The following is a 17,153-nucleotide window of genomic DNA, read 5'->3' as shown; positions in this document are numbered from 1 at the left end:
CGCCGCCGGAGGACCGGCACCCGGACCTGACAACGGCCGGTCCCTCGTCCTCGGACCGGCCGTCGGGCCTGATCTGGGATCTGCACCCCGGGTACGTACTCCGCGCCGAGGACCGCGTGGTGATCGCGGCGACCCGGCGCGGACTTGCGGAGCTGTTGCGCAGACGGCGGGCGGTGACACCGCGATAGAGCGTCCGGTACGGGTGGGCAACCCGCCCGTACCGGACCCACCCGACTGACGTGGCCTGATCCGACGGGATCCGCTACAGCACGCCCCCCATCACCTGTCGCACCTGCGCCAGCGTCGCCTCGGCCACCGCGTTGGCCCGCTCGTTGCCGTCCCGCAGCACCGACCGTACGTACGCCATGTCCTGCGCGTACTCGGCCCGCCGCGCCCGCACCGGCGCCAGCCGTTCATTGACTGCGTCCGTCACGGTCCGCTTGAGCGCGGCGCCGCCGCCGTCACCGATCTCCTCTGCGACCTCGTGCGGGTCGCGGTCGAGGCAGAGCGCGGCGAGGAGGACGAGCCCCGACACTTCGGGCCGGGTCTCCGGTTCGTACGTGATGCGCCGGTCGGTGTCCGTCTTCGCACCGCGGATCAGCCGGGCGGTCTCGTCGGCGGTGGCGCCGAGCGCGATGGAGTTGCCCCGGCTCTTGCTCATCTTGCCGCCGTCGGTGCCGAGCAGGAGGGGCGCGGCGGAGAGCAGGGCGTCCGGTTCCGGGAAGACCGCCCCGTACCGCTCGTTGAAGCGGCGGGCGACGCTGCGGGTCACTTCGAGGTGCGGCAGCTGGTCCTGCCCGACGGGGACGAGGTTGCCCTTGCAGAACAGGATGTCGGCGGCCTGATGCACGGGATACGTGAACATCAGCCCGCTGACGGCGGACTGCCGGGAGTGCGCGATCTCGTCCTTGACCGTGGGATTGCGGCTCAGCTCGGCGACGGAGACGAGGCTGAGAAACGGCAGCATCAGCTGGTTCAGCGCGGGCACCGCGCTGTGGTTGAAGATCGTGGTTCGGGCGGGGTCGATACCGATGGCCAGATAGTCCAGCAGCATCCCCTCCATGTGGTCGCCGAGCCGCTCGGCGACGTCCCGGTCGGTGAGCACCTGGTAGTCGGCGATGATCACGAAGACGTCCACACCGAGATCCTGGAGCCGGACGCGATTGTGCAGGGTCCCGAAGTAGTGCCCGAGGTGCAGCGCCCCGGTGGGCCGGTCCCCGGTCATCACGCGGAACCGCCCGGGATCCTGCTGGATCTGCTGCTCCAGCTCGGCACTGCGACGCTGAGCGGGGGTGGTGACGGGTGCGGCGACGGTGGTCATGGGTCTCTCCTCGCGGGTGCTGGTTGCGTGGAGGACGGCCCGCCGGGAGCGGCATCCGTACCCGTACGGGGGCAGAGAAAAGGGCCGTCCATATCGAACGGCCCTGGTTCCGTGCAGATGAGGCGGCCGCTCCTAGAAGGAGCGCCACCGGTTTCGGCACGGTACGGAAGTCATGAGCCCACTGTAACGCGACCCGGCGACACGCTCACGGGACTTCCACGCGGACTACGGGTTGCTGACGGTGTGGTGCCGGTGCGCGGTGGCCGGCACCGCGCAGGGCCGGGGCGCCGGTCGACGACACGACCGCCCGCTCCCGCAGACCCGGGCTCGATCCGGCGAGGGTGCTGACGCGCTGAGTTGCATGTCGGCCCCATGTCCTACTCTGCGATCACCGCGCCCGGATAGACGGGCCGGTTTCACAGTGGGGGGATACCACTCGTGCCCAGACGCACTCTTACGGCTGCGACAGCTCTCGCGGTCCTCTTCAGCTCGGTCGCACTGGTGGCCGGCACAGCAGGGTCGGCCGCGGCCGACTCCAGCAAGGTTCTGCCGGTGAAGTCCGCCGGTGACATCGTGGTGGACGGCGTCCACCAGAAGATCTTCATCAGCGATCCGTACGGCGGGACGCTCATCGCCACCGACTACTCCGGTACGGTGCTGGCCACTCTGACCGGTCTGACGGGCGTGGACGGGCTCGCCCTGTCCGCCGACTCGGGGCAGCTGTACGCGGCCGTCCCCGGCGACGACTCCATCGTGTCCGTCGAGACGCAGACGGTCACCCGGACCGCCCGGTACGCGACCGGCGACGGCACCGACCCGCAGCACCTTGCGCTCGCGGGCGGCAAGATCTGGTTCGGGTACGGCAGCAACGACCACGGCGACATCGGTTCGCTCGACCTGTCCGGCGCCGCGCCCGTGGTGACCCTCGGCCAGGACCCCGACACCGGTTACGCCGTCGCTCCGAAGCTCGCCTCCACTCCGGGCGCCCCGAACGTGCTGGCCGCCGGTTCCCCGGATTACAACGGGTCCTCGCTCGGCGTGTACGACGTATCCACCGGCACGGCGAACCGTACCGCTCGGTATTCGAGCGGCCCCGACGCGCCGTGGCTGGGGATAACGTCCGATCTCGCGCTCACGCCGGACGGCAGTGGGCTCGTCACCGCCAATCCGGGCGACCACCACCGGCTGTGGCGGACTTCGGACCTCACCGACGTGGGGGCCTACCCGTCCGCGTACCACCCCGACGCGGTCGCCATCGCCCCCGACGGCACGGTCGCGGCGGGCACCTCGTCCCCGTACGACCCGGACCTCTACGTCTTCACGCCCGGGACCACAACCGCGGTCCGGCAGTACGACCTGCCCGACACGGACGACTCCATCAGCGGCGGCGACGAAGTCGTCCCCGGCGGCCTGGCCTGGGAGCCGGGCGGGAGCCGCCTGTTCGCGGTGACCAGCAACAGCAAGGGCGACCGTGCTCTCCGTGTCCTGACCGACCCCACCAAGTCGGCCCCGACGATGACCGTGACCGCGCCGGCCTCCGCGACCCGCGCCAAGTCGCTCACGGTCAAGGGCACGCTCAAGGCCACCCTGCCGCTTCCGGCCGGGACGCCGCTGACCGTCACCCGTACCGACATGGAGTCCCCGAGCGGCAAGTCTCTCGGGACGAAGGCGCTCGGTACGAACGGCGCGTTCTCGTTCACGGACACCCCGCCCGCGGGCGGCAAGGTCACGTACAAGGTGTCGTACGCAGGTGACGCCACGCACACCACGGCCTCCGCGTCCGCCTCGGTCGCCGTCTCGCGGGCGACGCCCTCGCTGACCCTGAACCACAACGGCGCCCTGTACTCGTACGGCGCCGATGTCTCGTTCACGGCGCACCTCGGTACGACGTACAAGAACCGGACGGTGGAGATCTGGGCCGACCCGTTCGGCACGGACAAGCCGAAGAAGCTGGTCAAGCGGGGCACGGTCAACTCCAAGGGCAACCTGTCCGCCACCGTGGACATGACCCGGGACACCACGGTCACCGCCGTCTTCGCGGGCGATGCCCGCTACGCGTCGAAGACCGCGAAGTCCATCGCGTACGCCAAGGTCAAGGTCTCCACGTCGGTCGCCAAGCAGTACAAGACGGCGAAGATCGGCTCGACCTCGTACGCGTACTTCCACAAGGGGACCAACCCGGTCTTCACCACGACCATGACGTACTACAAGGGCCGCGCCCAGAAGCTGAGCCTGGAGATCTACTACCAGGGCAAGTGGTACGACGCGGGCTGGGAGTACTTCAAGCTCGGCACCAACGGGAAGTCCGTCGTGACGCTCGGCGGCACGCACGACACCGGCTACCGGATGCGCATGCGCTCCTCGTACGTCAACAACTCCTCCGGCGACAACGTGAACTCCACCACCCACGGCGCCTGGAAGTACTTCATCTTCACCAAGTAGGGCCGTCAGGTCCTCAGCCCACGGCCGTGGGAGTTCTTGCCGCAATCGCGGCGAGGACTCCCGCGGCCGTTCGCGTTCCGTCCGGCGAACGGCTCACTTGTGGGCGTGCTCGCCCACGTAGAACAGCAGGTAGACGAAGCCGGCGAAGAGATGCGTGGCGAAGACGTACACGAAGACGCGCAGCGTGACGCCCCGCTCCTTCCAGCGCTCGCTCTCGCTCACCGACCCTGCCTCTCCCGCTCCCGGGTCCCCGGCGTGCACCGGGAAGTCCTCGTCCAGGGTACGCATCGCCGGCACCTCTCGCCGGGGCGCCGGAATAGAGAGGGCCGGTGCCCCGTTGAAGGCCGTGAAGGAATTGGTTTAAGCTTCAACCATTGCTACTCACGCTAACGGAGGCGGGCGCCATGCAGTTCGGGATCTTCACCGTCGGAGACGTCACCACCGACCCCACGACCGGTAGGACACCGACCGAGCACGAGCGGATCAAGGCGACCCTCGCGATCGCGCTGAAGGCCGAGGAGGTGGGCCTGGACGTCTTCGCGACCGGCGAGCACCACAACCCGCCGTTCGTCCCGTCCTCGCCGACGACCACGCTCGGCTACATCGCCGCCCGCACCGAGAACCTGATCCTGTCCACGTCCACCACCCTCATCACCACCAACGACCCGGTGAAGATCGCCGAGGACTATGCGACGCTCCAGCACCTCGCGGACGGCCGTGTCGACCTGATGATGGGCCGCGGCAACACCGGCCCGGTCTACCCGTGGTTCGGCAAGGACATCCGCCAGGGCATCCCGCTCGCCGTCGAGAACTACGCGCTGCTGCACAAGCTGTGGCGCGAGGACGTCGTCGACTGGGCGGGCAAGTTCCGCACGCCGCTGCAGTCGTTCACCGCGACCCCCCGCCCGCTGGACGGCGTCCCGCCGTTCGTCTGGCACGGCTCGATCCGCTCCCCGGAGATCGCCGAGCAGGCCGCGTACTACGGCGACGGCTTCTTCCACAACAACATCTTCTGGCCCATCGAGCACACCAAGAAGATGGTGAACCTCTACCGCCAGCGGTACGCGCACTACGGGCACGGCACCGCCGAGCAGGCCATCGTGGGCCTCGGCGGCCAGGTGTTCATGCGGAAGAACTCGCAGGACGCGGTACGGGAGTTCCGCCCGTACTTCGACAACGCGCCGGTCTACGGACACGGCCCGTCCCTGGAGGACTTCTCGCAGCAGACGCCGCTGACCGTCGGCTCCCCGCAGGAGGTCATCGAGCGGACCCTGTCGTTCCGTGACGCCGTGGGCGACTACCAGCGCCAGCTGTTCCTGATGGACCACGCCGGACTCCCGCTGAAGACGGTCCTGGAGCAGCTCGACATCCTCGGCGAGGAGGTCGTCCCGGTGCTGCGCAAGGAGTTCGCCAACCTGCGGCCGACCGGAGTGCCGGACTCCGCACCGGTCCACCCCGCCGTCGCCGCCCGCACCAAGGAGATCTGACCCACCATGCAGACCGAGGCTCTGAAGATCGTCGCCGTCTCCGCCGGGCTGAGCCAGCCGTCGTCGACCCGGCTGCTGGCCGACCGGCTGGCGGCGGCCGCCCGGGAGCGGCTGGCCACCGAGCAGGACAGGCCGGTCGAGATCCGGGTGATCGAGCTGCGCGATCTGGCCGTCGACATCGCGAACCACCTGGTGACGGGCTTCCCGCCGCAGGCGCTGAACGAGGCGATCGACGCGGTGGCGGCGGCGGACGGCCTGATAGCCGTATCGCCGGTCTTCACCGCCTCGTACAGCGGCCTGTTCAAGTCGTTCTTCGACCTGATCGACAACACGGCACTGACCGGCAAGCCCGTCCTGATCGCGGCGACCGGCGGCACCGCCCGGCACTCGCTGGTTCTGGAGCACGCGATGCGGCCGCTCTTCGCGTACCTGCGGGCCACCGTCGTACCGACATCCGTGTACGCGGCGTCGGAGGACTGGGGCTCGTCCGGCGACGAGTACACCGAGGGGCTGCCGTCCCGGATCCGGCGCGCGGGCGGCGAGCTGGCAGGGATGATCTCGGGCGGCCGGGTGGTCTCCGGAGCGTCGAGGGCCCTCGGGCTCGACGACGAGGTGGTGCCGTTCGAGCAGCAGCTCGCCGACCTGCGGCTGGACTGAACGCCGGGACACACGGACACCCGGACGCCCGAATGACGGCGGTCGGACCGACAGCCGGGCCTATGTCCGGTTTGATTACAGTTATCCGTAAAAATGCGCTGTGGCGTATCGGCAGATGCGTGCTGAACCGAGCTGGAGGCAGAGATGGGCAGGATCGTGGTGGGCGTGGACGGCTCCGAGTCGTCGATCAAGGCGCTGCACTGGGCCGTACGCCAGGCCGAGCTGACCGGTGACTCGGTGGAGGCCGTCAACAGCTGGGAGTACCCCGCGACCAGCTGGGCGTCCATGATGCCGGGCATGCCGGAGGACTTCGATCCGCAGGCCGTGGCGATCGTGTCGCTCACCGAGGCGCTGGAGGAGGCCCTCGGCGCGGAGGGCGCGGCCGCGGTCAGCAAGATCGTGGTGATCGGCAACCCGGCGCAGGCCCTGCTCGACCGCGCCAAGGGCGCGAACCTGCTGGTCGTCGGGGCGCGCGGGTACAGCGGGCTCAAGGCGACCCTGCTCGGCTCGGTCAGCCTCCATGTCACCCAGCACGCGCCGTGCCCGGTGACGGTCGTCCGCGACTGAGAGACCTGAGCGATTTTGTGGGACACGGCCCCGCGCGCCGGTGCGCGCGGGGCCGTCCGCGTCTACAGCGCCACCACGTCCGCGACGACGCAGGCCACGTTGTCCGGGCGACCCGCCGCGTCCGCCAGGGCGACCAGTTCCCGTACGGCAGTGTCCGGGCCGTCCGAGCAGAGCAGATAGCGGTCGCCGGGCCTGGCCTCCTGCAGCTGTACGTCGGCTCGCGCCGGACCGTCCTGACCGGGCCCGCCCACCAGCGCCTCGAGCAGCAGCGCGCGCTGCGGGTGCGAGGCCGCCTCCTCCTCGGTGAGCGAACCGTCGTCGATCATCGACTGGATCAGGCTGTGGTCGTGCGTGAGGTCAAGGATGGCGGAGAAGGGCGGGGCTCAGTCCTTTGTCACGTGGAACGCATAGAACGCGCATACCAGCATCCCGGCGCCGGTGACCAGGCCCAGGACGATGGCCGCGAGCACGGTCGTCTTGTCGGACAGGCTGTAGAGGAAGCCGACCGAACCGCCGAACAGCGTGCCGTACGCGATGGCCTTGGCCTCCACCGGCAGTCGCTTCTGCGCCCGGCCGAGGGCGTAGCAGAGCGCCGCCAGCACGGCGCCGGAGATCAGACCGAGCGCGAGCTGCGTGCCGGTGAGCACACCGCCGCCGCGCACGATGGACGTCGCCCACCAGCCCAGGATCACGCCCAGCGTGACGGGCATGGCCCAGCTGAGTGTGCTGGGGCGCTTGGTGCGCGCCCGCGTGGCGCGGCGTGGCATCGAAGCGTGTGTGGCCATGGCCGAGAACTCCTTCCGTGGCCCCCTGTTCACTCAAGGGCACACCCGGTTGCGCCGCCCGGCAACTCGTATGGCTCACTGCCGTGGACGCGGCGCCGCCGTCCGGGATTCCCTTGACGGATGCGGACCTATATCTCAGCGGCTCTGTCGGCCGTGGTGCTGGTGCTGCTCGCTGTCCTCGTCCCGCTGAGCGCGCTGTCCGCCTGGGTCGATCTGGAGATCGACAACCCGGACCGCTACGTCGCAGCGGTGGAGCCGCTCGCCTCCGACCCCGGCGTGCAGGCCACGATGTCCACTCTGATCACCGACGAAGCGACGAAGCAGATCGACGCCGGGCTGCTCCAGGGCGCCTCGAGGGACTTCCTGCACGGGGCGGTGCAGTCGTTCACCACCACGGATGCCTTCCGTTCCGCCTGGGTGGCCGCCAACCGCACCGCCCACGAGGCCGTCATCGCCGCGCTCAACGGTGAGAGCGGCGAGGCCGTGCGCATGGACCTGGCGCCGGTGATGCAGCAGGCCAAACAGAACCTGGTGGACAGCGGGGTGCAGTTCGCCGACGGAATCCCGGTCCGACGGACCGACATCACCCTGCTCTCCGCCGACCGCGCCGACCAGTTGCGCCAGACGTTCCGCCTGCTGCGGGCCGGCAGTATCTGGCCCGCCGTCGGCACGCTGGTGTTCGCCGTCGCCGCCGTGCTCGTGGCGGCGGTGCGCGGCGGGCCCGGACGACGGGGCGCCACCCTCGCCGGGCTGGCCGCCACTGCGGTCGTCGGGCTGGGCTTCGCGATCGGTGCGCTGGTGCTGCGCGGGGCGATCGCGGTCGCCCGCAACCGGGTGCTGACCGGGGTGCCCGGCAGCGATCGCGACGGGGCGGCGGCGGTGTACGACGCGCTGACGGGTTCGCTCCGCACGGCAGTGTGGATCGTTCTCGCCGCCGGGCTGGCCGTGGCGCTGTGCGCGGTGGTCGCGCGGATGTGGGCAGGGCGCGGGTCCGTACGGCCTGAGCCCGCCGCACCCGGGAGAGGATCCGGGCATTTGGCACCGGCCACCGCGAAAGGACCCGTCCCCGGGAACAGCTCCAGGCACGACAGCTGACGGGCCGGGTTCGACGTGCGGCGACGCGCGGGCCGGGGAAGAGTGGAGCCCGAGACTGCGTCACTGTCTGGGCGACTGAGAGGTCATCCGTATGCGAGCCGTAGCCGTCAGCGCATTCCGGGCCGAGCCGGCCCTGGTCGAGGTGCCCAAGCCGATTCCCGCAGCAGGCGACGTACGGGTGCGGATCGAGTACGCCGCGCTCAACCCGTCCGACTGGCAGACCGCGGACGGCGCCCTGGAAGGACAGGTGCCGCATGTCTTTCCCCTGGTCGTCGGCGTGGACTACGCGGGCCGGGTGGACATGATCGGCGCCGGCGACAACCGCTTCCGGGTCGGCGACGCGGTCTTCGGACGGGTCACCGGATCTCCGGTCGGCGCAGGCACGTACTGCGACTACGTGTCCGTCCCGCAGGACTCCGCGATCGCCCTGGTCCCGGACGGCCTCCCCCTGCGGATCGCCGCCGCGCTGCCGACCGCCGGGATGACCGCCGCCCAGATCCTGGAGACGGCGGTGCTCCGCGGCCACGAGAGCCTGCTGGTCATCGGGGCGGCGGGCGGCGTCGGCAGCTGTCTGACCCAGCTCGCGTCCGCCCGGGACCTGCGCGTCCTCGCGGCGGTGCGGGGCGACGAGCAGTGGCGGATGGGAGCGCTCGGCGCCGCCGTCACCATCGACACGACGGCTCGTCCGCTCGAAGCGGCGGTACGGGAGGTGTCTCCGGGCGGCGTCGATGCGCTCGTCGACCTGGTCTCCACCACGCCGGAGGCGTTCGCGGCCATGGCGGCGCTGGTGCGGAGCGGCGGTGTCGCCGTCACCACGCGGGGCGTCGCAGGCCGGGCCGCTGTTCCCGAGGGCGTCGGGTCCATCGACTTCCGGCTCGAACCGACACCCGTTCTGCTCGACGTCCTGGCGGCGGGCGCCGCGGAGGGCGTGCTGAAGGTACTCATCGACATCGAGCTCCCGCTGGAGAAGGCCCCGCAGGCCCTCGACCGGAACCGCACGGGCGGCGCCCGTGGCAAGACCTTGTTCGCGCTCTGAGCGTGCCCCGGAAGAACCCGCTTCGCAGAGGGAGTCCGAACAAGTCCGAAGGAGGCGTCATGGACGACCGGGAGATCCTCGACAACATCGGCGGTCTGGTCTCCGAGGAGCGAAACCTGCGCGACCGCTCCACCCGGGAGATGGGCCTCTCCGTGAACGAGAAGTCACGCCTGCGCACGGTGGAAGCCGAACTCGAACAGTACTGGGACCTGTTGCGGCAGCGGCGCGCGCTCAGCGAGTTCGGTGAGGACCCGTCCGGAGCGAAGGTGCGCCCGGCCGGCGAGGTGGAGGGCTACCAGAACTGACGCACCGCACCGGAGGCTGAGCGCATTGGCAGATGCCGAGGCGGATCGGAAACGGTACGCGCCACCGGCCTGGCTGCTGACGGGACTTCGCCCACAGCCGGCCCCTGTCCCGTGGGCCGCAGTCGTCCGCGCCTCCGTTGCCCTGGCCGCACCGCTCGCCGTCGGCTTTGCGCTGGACCGGCCCGCGTACGGCGCGCTCGTCTCCATGGGCGCGCTCTCCGGTGTCATCGGCGACACCGCCGACGCGTACCGGATGCGGATCCTCAACATCGCTGTTCCGCAGCTGTTCGGCGCGCTCGGCATCATGCTCGGCTCGTTCGTGTACGGGACGGACTGGGCGGCCGTCGGTGTGCTGACCGCTGTCGCCCTGGTGTCCGGCATGATGTCGACGATCGGCGCCGTGGCCTCCCTGTCCGGGCTGCTGCTCCTGCTCAACTCCGTTGTCGCCGCCGGGCTGCCGCTGCCGAAACCTTGGTGGGTGGCGCCGCTGCTGCTGATGCTCGGCGGTCTGTTCGTGCTCGCCCTGACGCTGCTGGCGTGGCCGCTGCGACGGAAACTGCCGGAGCGGGTCTCGGTCGCGGACACATACTTCACGGTCGCCGATCTGCTGGCCGCCGCGGGCACCAACGCGTACGAGGAGCGACGGCAGGCAGTCACCCGGTCGCTGAACACCTCGTACGACCTGATCCTCGCCCGCCGGGCCCGGTACCACGGCCGCAGCAGCTCGATGGTGCGGCTGCTCACCCAGCTCAATGTGGTCATCCCGCTCGTCGAGGCGGCGCCCGCGGTGCATGTACGGCAGTGTCCGCTGCCCGACGCGATCCCGGCGAAGGTGCGTGAACTGGCGGAGGACGTCGAGGAGAGCCGCACCGGCGGCGCCGAACCGGAGCTGCCCGCACCCGACTCACCCGCCACCCGGGCGGTGGACAGCGCGCTGCGCCACGCGGTGGCCGTCGTGCACAACGCCGATGCCTACAACGTCGACGACCGGCTCGGACGCCCCGCCGCACTGGGGGTGAGGATCCGGCGGGCGACCCGCTCGGTGCTGTTCTCCGGGACCTCCTGGCGGTACGGGCTGCGGCTGGCCCTCTGCATCGGCCTGGCCCAGGCGCTGACCTCACTGGTCTCCGTGGACCGCTCCTACTGGGTGGCGCTGACCGTCACGTTCGTGCTCAAGCCGGACTTCGGCTCGGTCTTCTCCCGTGCGGTGCTGCGTGCGGTGGGCACGGCGGCCGGTCTCGTCATCGCCGCGCCCGTCCTCGCCGAGGTGCCGATCGGGTGGTGGGACGTACCGGTGATGGTGCTGCTTGCCCCGCTGATTCCAGCGCTCACGGTCAAGGGGTACGCGTTCCAGACCGCGGCCATCACACCGGTCATCCTGCTGCTGTCCGATCTGCTGAACCACCGGGGCGTCGCTCTGGTGCAGCCCCGCCTGGTGGACAGCCTGATCGGTTGTGTGATCGTGCTGGTGGCGGGCTATCTGCTGTGGCCGGAGAGCTGGCACACCCGGATCGGCCACCGGCTCGCGGACGCGGTGACGGACCTCGCCGACTATGTGGGGTCGGCATTCGGCACGGGGGACGACAGCGGCGGGGTCACCCGCCCCGACCAGGCGGAACGGGCGCGGGCCCGGCGCCTCATCTACCGCGATCTGTCCTCCATACGTTCCGAGTTCCAGCGCGCCCTGACGGAACCGCCACCGGTCGGCGCCCGGGCCGCTGCCTGGTTGCCGCTGGTCGTCGCGATCGAGCGGGTCGTGGACGCGACGACGGCGGCCCGGGTCCGGGTGAACCACGGGGCGCCGGAACCGGCGCCCGCGGAGGTGGCCGAGATCCGGCAGCAGCTGCGGGACCTGGCGGAACGGCTGCGGGCGACCGAGGTCCTGGTGGGGGTGCGCACCGAACTGCCGGGCGACGAGGAAGGGGTGCTGGCGCCGCTGCGCCAGGAGGTGGCAGCGGCACGCGCAATCGCCTCACCACAGCCATAGGGGGCTGCGGGAACGTGACAGGTCAGGGTGTATGTGTCGCGTTCATGCCGAGGTGTGCATCCCGCGACCGCGCGCCCGTGCCCGGCTCAGGCCGGGTGGTCCCCGGGGCCACGGCCCTGCAGGCGCTCCATCTCACGGCGGTCGCGTTTGGTCGGGCGGCCCGTGCCCCGGTCGCGGACCGGCACCTGGATCACCGCTTCACGCGGCGGCGGGGGCGGACTGTTGTCGACGAAGCACTCCGCGGCCACCGGAGGGCCGACCCGCTTCTTCACGATGCGCGACACCACGACGATCCGGTCCCGGCCGCCGTGCCGGAGCCGCACCTCGTCCCCCACGTGCAGGGTCTGAGCGGGCTTGGCCCGGTCGCCGTTGACCCTGACGTGTCCGGCGCGGCAGGCGGCAGCGGCCTGCGAGCGGGTCTTGGTCAGCCGCACCGACCAGATCCAACTGTCGACGCGGACGCTTCCCTCCGCCTGCGGTGCCTCACCGGAAACCATGGATCCGACTCTAGACGCCGTACAGACGTCGCGTAACGCTCGTGGCGGCCAGGTCCACTCAGCTGTAATCACAGGACTACGATGCGGACAGTCTTCCCGAACGGACCGACCGCTTCCGTTCGGATTTTCGAAGATCTGTTTCTGACATGCCGCCACATGTCGTGCCTCTGAAGGATGTACGGGACTCCGGCCGGGGCACGGCACACTTCCGGAAGCAGTTGAGAACAGCGATGCGCAGCATGCCCGACCGGCCCGGCCGTGGGCTCCAGCCCAATGTCCTCGGCACGTTTCACACCATCGTGATGGCCGTGGCCGGCAGCGCCCCCGCCTACTCGCTGGCCGCCACCAGTGCCGTCCTCGTCGGCACGGTCGGTCTCGGCGGGCCCGCCGCCCTGCTGTACTGCGCGATACCGATGCTCGGCATCGCCCTCGCCTACCGGCAGCTCGGCCGGATCGACGTCAACGCGGGCGCCGGCTACTCCTGGGTGGGCAGGACCCTGCACCCGTTCCTCGGCTTCCTCAGCGGCTGGGCACTGGTCGTCGCGGCGACCCTGTTCATGGTCGCGGGATCGCTGCCCGCCGGGGCGATGACGCTGACCGTCATCGACTCCCGGTTCGCCGACGACACGACGCTCGCCACCTTCATCGGGGCCGGCTGGTTCCTGGTGATGCTGCTCGTCGTGCTCGGCGGAGCCCGGCTCAGCGCCCGCACCCAGCTGGTGATCTCCGGGGTCGAGCTGGTGATCCTGCTGGTCTTCGCGGTCGTCGCACTCGTCCGCGGGACCGCCCCCGTTGAAGGCACGGGAGCCGGACCCGGCGCCGCGCACGCCTTCGACTGGTCCTGGCTCGGCTTCGAGCACTTCGACGGCGTCTCCGGCTTCGCCTCCGGTGCGCTGATCGCCGCCTTCTACTACTGGGGCTGGGACGTCACCGGCAACCTCAGCGAGGAGACCCGCAACAGCCGCCGCACCACGGGCCTGGCCGGGATCGTGGGCGTGCTCACCGTCTTCGCGCTCGTCGAGGTGTTCACCATCGCGGTGAACGTGGTCCTCTCCGCCGACGACATCGAGCGGCACAGCGCCAACGTACTGACCGTGCTCGGCGAACGGGTCTGGCCCGGCGTCGGCGGAAAGCTGCTGGTGGTGGCCGTGATGCTGTCGACCGTCGCCACGCTGCAGACCACACTCATCCAGGTCACGCGCTCGCTGTTCGCGATGGGCCGCGACCACACGATGCCCGCCGCGTTCGGCCGGGTGCACCGCAGCTGGAACACCCCGTGGGTAGCGGTCGTCGCCGTCGGAGGCGTCGCCCTCGCCCTGATCCTCGCCTCCCTCGCCCTCGGCCCGGTCCACCACATCCTGGGCGTGGCCGTCGAGGCGATCGGGCTGCAGATCGCCGTGTACTACGGCCTCGCCGGCCTGGCCGCGGTCGTCGCGTACCGCAAACTGCTGTGCCGCTCGGTCGCGGACCTCGTCCTCGGCGGACTCTGGCCGCTGGCCGGCTCGCTCTTCATGTTCTGGATCTTCTTCGAGGCGCTCGGCGACTTCAGCGCAACGGCGCTCGCGCTCGGCCTCGGCAGTCTCGCCGTGGGAGCCGTCCCGATGCTCTGGTACTGGCGACGCGGCAGCTCGTACTACCGGCCGGCGAAGCTCGACGCCTCGCAGACCGTACGGGCCGAGGAACCGTCCGACTACGCCCACTCCACCACGATCGTCACCGATTACTGATGTCTGTACGCCGCCGTACGCCCCCACCGGTGCACTTCGACCCGGATCTCGGCGACCGGCCGCTCACCGCGGCCCGCCAGGACATCATCATCGGCCGCTGGCAGGGCGTGCGCGATCTGCTGCACGCCACCGGCAGCCGGTGGGCCCTGCGGACCCACCGGATGCGGATCCTCGCCCACGCCGTCGCGGGCAGCACCACTGTGGAGACCTGGCTGGCCGCCGAGCCGAAGAGCGCCGACGCGCAGGTGCTGAAGGCAGCGACCGAAGTGGTCCGGCTGTTCGGCCGGGCCGTCGCGGCGGGGCGTGGCACGGGACTCGACCGGAACCGGGTGGACCGGGTCGTCGACTGCTGTCTGCGGGCCGCCGACGTCTGCCCGCCCGATCCGATGCCCTGGGCGTCGCTGCTGACAGCGGCCCGGCTGTACGAGGACGGGGCCAGGCGACGCGTCACACAGTGGTGGGACGAGCTGCTCCGCCGCGATCCGCACCACATGGAGGGACACACCCAGCTGCTGCGGTACTACTCGGCGCGCTGGCACGGCACCCACGGCACCATGTACGACTTCGCGCGCGACGCGGCGGGTGCGGCGCCGCCCGGTTCGCCGCTGCCGGTGCTGGTGCAGATCGCCAGGGTCGAGGAACACCGGTACGTCTCCGACGCCACGCACGGACGGCCCGTCGTCGCGCCGCTCACCGGGCAGCAGCACTGGAACCACGAACTGGCCGTCACGGACGTGCGCCGCACCTGGGACCGGTGGCTCGGTATGCGTGAGGTCGGACCGGTGGAGGCGGAGGAGGTCGGCGAGCTGAACTACCTGGCGCACGCCGCGTGTTACGCGGGGCGGCCGGCGGAGGCCGCGGACGCGTTCCGGCTGCTGGACGGCCGGGCGGTGCCGGTGCCGTGGTCGTACACCGGGGACGCGGCGGCCCAGTTCGCGCGGTGGCGCCGCCAGGTCGCCACCGCGTGAACCGCAGTGCGCGGATGGAACCCCGGCGCCGACGCCGCGGCCGCTCCTCCGCCGGACGACGACGAGCACCCGGCAGTCCTGGTCGGCGGACCGCGGGTCCCGGCGACGCTCGACACGGTCAGCTACTGCCCCGGCTCGCCGTGTCCGACGTGACGGTAGGTGCGCAATCACGCGGTACGAGAGACTCCAAAAGAATGCAGAGTGAAGTCCGGGCCACCGCCGTCCGATTGACACGGAGGCGGGCCGCGTCACCGAACGGCCGGATCTGGCCGCTAACCTTACGTATCCGCCCTGGCCAGGGATCAATTCCCGCAGTACGGACATTCATCGCACTCAACTCATGCGAAAGGCCTCGCCCATGGGCATTCGGAGCTTGCTGCGCAAGGTGTTCGGCCGCGACCGTACGGAGCAGGACGAGCCGACGACGGCCACGGTCCCGCCCCAGACGGAGCGCACCCGGCCCACGGAGTCGGAGCCGGTCGCGGTGGACGAGCCGGTGGCCGAGACCGCACCGGCAGTCGAACCCGCGTCGGCCGCAAAGGTCTCGGTACCCGCTCCCGCCTCGCCCCGGACCCTCTCGGGCGACAGCGGCCTGGCGACGGACCTGGTGGCGGAGGCCTTCGACAAGGCATCCGCACCCAGCCCGAAGCCCACCCCCACGGTCCCGCCCCAGGGCTCGGCCTCGAAGCGCGTCGCGGCCGAGGCCGCGGCTAAGGCGAAGGCGGAGCCGGTGCCGGCCGCCGCCGAAGCCGAGGCGGAGGTAGCGCCGGTCACTGTCACGGCCGAGGTGGAGGCCGAGGCAGTACCGGCCGCCGCCGAGGTGGAGGCCGAAACCGCACCGGCCGAGGCCAAGACCGAAGCAGAACGGGTCACCGCCGCCGAGACCGAGGCCGAGGCCGCCCAGGTCCTGGAGCCGGCCCCCGCCGCCGAGGTCGCCACCGAGCCCGAGCCCGAGCCGGTCATCGTCGTAACCGCCACCGAGCCCGAGCCCGAGCCGGTCATCGTCGTAACCGCCACCGAGCCCGAGCCCGAGCCGGTCGCCGTCGTAACCGCCACCGAGCCCGAGCCCGAGCCGGTCATCGTCGTAACCGCCACCGAGCCCGAGCCGGTCGCCGTCGTAACCGCCACCGCCACCGAGCCCGAGCCCGAGCCGGTCACCGTCGTAACCGCCACCGCCACCGAGCCCGAGCCCGAGCCGGTCACCGTCGTAACCGTCACCGAGCCGGTCGCCGATGTCCTGCCGCTCGAGCCGGACGCCGAGCCCGCACCGGCAGAGGTCGCCGAGGCACCCGCCCCCGAAGCTGCCGCCGAGGCACTCGCACCCACAGAGGTCACCGAGGCCCCCGCCGTCGCCCTCGCCCGGGTCGAGGCCGGCGCACCCGCGCTCGTCGACGCCTACAAGGCGGCCCAGGCCGCGCTGGAGACGCACGGGCTGACCGGTCTTCGGGCCACCGTGTACCTGGTGCTCGACCGCTCCGGCTCGATGCGGCCGTTCTACAAGGACGGCAGCGCCCAGCACCTGGGCGACCGCACGCTCGCCCTCGCCGCGCACCTCGACGAGAACGCCACCGTGCCCGTCGTCTTCTTCTCGACCGACATCGACGGCACCGGCACGATCGGTCTCACCGATCACGAGGGCCGGATCGACGAACTGCACGCGGGCCTCGGCCGCCTGGGCCGTACGAGCTACCACCGCGCCGTCGAGGAGGTCGTCGCGCACTACGAGAAGTCGGAGGCCACCGGCCCCGCCCTGGTGATCTTCCAGACGGACGGACCGCCGGACGCCAAGCAGCCTGCCAAGCAGGCGCTCGCCGAGGCGGCACGGCTGCCGCTGTTCTTCCAGTTCGTCGCGTTCGGCGACGAGGACGCGAAGGGCTTCGACTTCCTGCGGAAGCTGGACGCCCCGAACGCCGCGTTCTTCCACGCCGGCCCCGCCCCGAGCGAGGTGCCCGACGCCACGCTCTACCAGGAGATCCTCGCCGCGCTCCCCGCCTGGCTCGCGGCCCGCGAGAACGCCGCCGACAACGGCTGACCAGGCAGGTCGACCGGCGCACGTACGGTCACGGCGAGCCCGCCCTCGGGCAGGGCATCGCCGTGACCGTACCGCCGGGCACCACCGCTGCAGAACGTACGGTCGAAAGACCGAGCCCCCACCCCGCCCCTCCGGCGGCAGGTCCAGTTCCAGGTCGTCCCGGGCCACGACGCCCCGCACCGTGTCGAGCCGGGCGCCGTGCCGCTCCGGCTGCGGCGGACGATTCCCGCCCGGCACAGCCCCGTGG

The 17,153-nt window shown here is 71.1% G+C and carries 16 protein-coding genes and 2 pseudogenes; 12 read left to right on the top strand and 6 right to left on the bottom strand.

Annotation, left to right across the window (positions count from 1 at the left end):
* Positions 1-188 (top strand): hypothetical protein (locus ACWCP8_RS13955; protein ID WP_451116063.1); only part of this gene is annotated, 188 nt, incomplete at its 5' end.
* Between the two features lie 74 nt (positions 189-262).
* Here ACWCP8_RS13955 and trpS read toward each other — a convergent pair.
* Entirely contained in the window at positions 263-1,321 is a 1,059-nt protein-coding gene (gene trpS, locus ACWCP8_RS13950) for a tryptophan--tRNA ligase (protein WP_352263797.1), read from the bottom strand.
* Between the two features lie 438 nt (positions 1,322-1,759).
* Here trpS and ACWCP8_RS13945 point away from each other — a divergent pair, with 438 nt between their 5' ends.
* Positions 1,760-3,763 carry an Ig-like domain repeat protein gene (locus ACWCP8_RS13945; RefSeq protein WP_451116061.1) on the top strand — a complete coding sequence of 668 codons (2,004 nt, stop codon included), beginning with the start codon at positions 1,760-1,762 and terminating at the stop codon, positions 3,761-3,763.
* 93 nt (positions 3,764-3,856) lie between these two features.
* Here ACWCP8_RS13945 and ACWCP8_RS13940 read toward each other — a convergent pair whose 3' ends face one another.
* The gene (locus ACWCP8_RS13940) at positions 3,857-3,985 is read right to left on the bottom strand and encodes a DUF6126 family protein (RefSeq protein WP_267008034.1); all 129 of its coding nucleotides are present in this window, start codon (positions 3,983-3,985) and stop codon (positions 3,857-3,859) included.
* Between the two features lie 182 nt (positions 3,986-4,167).
* On the opposite strand from ACWCP8_RS13940, the gene ACWCP8_RS13935 reads away from it, so the two are divergent.
* The 3 genes from ACWCP8_RS13935 (at position 4,168) to ACWCP8_RS13925 (ending at position 6,474) form a co-directional block, all read left to right on the top strand.
* Positions 4,168-5,250 carry an LLM class flavin-dependent oxidoreductase gene (locus ACWCP8_RS13935; protein ID WP_352263800.1) on the top strand — a complete coding sequence of 361 codons (1,083 nt, stop codon included), beginning with the start codon at positions 4,168-4,170 and terminating at the stop codon, positions 5,248-5,250.
* 6 nt (positions 5,251-5,256) lie between these two features.
* The gene (locus ACWCP8_RS13930; RefSeq protein WP_352263801.1) at positions 5,257-5,907 is read left to right on the top strand and encodes an FMN reductase; all 651 of its coding nucleotides are present in this window, start codon (positions 5,257-5,259) and stop codon (positions 5,905-5,907) included.
* Between the two features lie 144 nt (positions 5,908-6,051).
* On the top strand, positions 6,052-6,474 hold the full coding sequence (locus tag ACWCP8_RS13925) for a universal stress protein (RefSeq protein ID WP_352263802.1): 423 nt from the start codon (positions 6,052-6,054) through the stop codon (positions 6,472-6,474).
* Between the two features lie 62 nt (positions 6,475-6,536).
* Here the strand turns inward: ACWCP8_RS13925 and ACWCP8_RS13920 are convergent.
* A pseudogene (locus ACWCP8_RS13920) lies at positions 6,537-6,830 on the bottom strand (PP2C family protein-serine/threonine phosphatase); the annotation flags it as partial.
* A gap of 27 nt (positions 6,831-6,857) precedes the next feature.
* Positions 6,858-7,259: a hypothetical protein gene (locus tag ACWCP8_RS13915; protein WP_352263804.1), complete on the bottom strand. Its 402-nt coding sequence runs from the start codon at positions 7,257-7,259 to the stop codon at positions 6,858-6,860.
* Positions 7,260-7,379: 120 nt separating this feature from the next.
* Between ACWCP8_RS13915 and ACWCP8_RS13910 the strand changes: the two genes are divergently transcribed.
* The 4 genes from ACWCP8_RS13910 (at position 7,380) to ACWCP8_RS13895 (ending at position 11,682) form a co-directional block, all read left to right on the top strand.
* Positions 7,380-8,354: a hypothetical protein gene (locus tag ACWCP8_RS13910; protein WP_352263806.1), complete on the top strand. Its 975-nt coding sequence runs from the start codon at positions 7,380-7,382 to the stop codon at positions 8,352-8,354.
* Positions 8,355-8,445: 91 nt separating this feature from the next.
* A complete protein-coding gene (locus ACWCP8_RS13905) occupies positions 8,446-9,390 on the top strand; it encodes an NADP-dependent oxidoreductase (RefSeq protein WP_352263807.1) in 945 nt (314 codons plus the stop codon).
* A 59-nt stretch (positions 9,391-9,449) separates the two neighbouring features.
* Positions 9,450-9,695 carry a DUF2630 family protein gene (locus ACWCP8_RS13900; protein WP_352263808.1) on the top strand — a complete coding sequence of 82 codons (246 nt, stop codon included), beginning with the start codon at positions 9,450-9,452 and terminating at the stop codon, positions 9,693-9,695.
* A gap of 25 nt (positions 9,696-9,720) precedes the next feature.
* A complete protein-coding gene (locus tag ACWCP8_RS13895; RefSeq protein WP_451116057.1) occupies positions 9,721-11,682 on the top strand; it encodes an FUSC family protein in 1,962 nt (653 codons plus the stop codon).
* Between the two features lie 86 nt (positions 11,683-11,768).
* On the opposite strand, the gene ACWCP8_RS13890 is transcribed toward ACWCP8_RS13895, so the two are convergent.
* Entirely contained in the window at positions 11,769-12,179 is a 411-nt protein-coding gene (locus tag ACWCP8_RS13890; RefSeq protein WP_326608522.1) for an RNA-binding S4 domain-containing protein, read from the bottom strand.
* Positions 12,180-12,418: 239 nt separating this feature from the next.
* Between ACWCP8_RS13890 and ACWCP8_RS13885 the strand changes: the two genes are divergently transcribed.
* From ACWCP8_RS13885 to ACWCP8_RS13875, 3 genes are all read left to right on the top strand, one after another.
* On the top strand, positions 12,419-13,906 hold the full coding sequence (locus tag ACWCP8_RS13885) for an APC family permease (RefSeq protein ID WP_451116085.1): 1,488 nt from the start codon (positions 12,419-12,421) through the stop codon (positions 13,904-13,906).
* Positions 13,906-14,874 (top strand): hypothetical protein, encoded by a 969-nt coding sequence (locus ACWCP8_RS13880; RefSeq protein ID WP_451116055.1) that lies wholly within the window; start codon positions 13,906-13,908, stop codon positions 14,872-14,874. The genes ACWCP8_RS13885 and ACWCP8_RS13880 overlap by 1 nt, the downstream gene beginning before the upstream one ends.
* 358 nt (positions 14,875-15,232) lie before the next feature.
* Positions 15,233-16,906, top strand: a complete 1,674-nt coding sequence (locus tag ACWCP8_RS13875) for a VWA domain-containing protein (RefSeq protein WP_451116053.1) — start codon at positions 15,233-15,235, stop codon at positions 16,904-16,906.
* Here ACWCP8_RS13875 and ACWCP8_RS13870 read toward each other — a convergent pair.
* Positions 16,837-17,078 (bottom strand): annotated as a pseudogene (locus tag ACWCP8_RS13870) (two-component sensor histidine kinase); the annotation flags it as partial. The gene ACWCP8_RS13875 and the pseudogene ACWCP8_RS13870 sit on opposite strands and share 70 nt — an antisense overlap.
* Between the last annotated feature and the right edge of the window lie 75 nt (positions 17,079-17,153).

The organism is Streptomyces sp. NPDC002206 (assembly GCF_053593595.1).
Note: the sequence above shows the minus strand (reverse complement) of the source record. Positions and strands in the feature narration are given on the sequence as shown.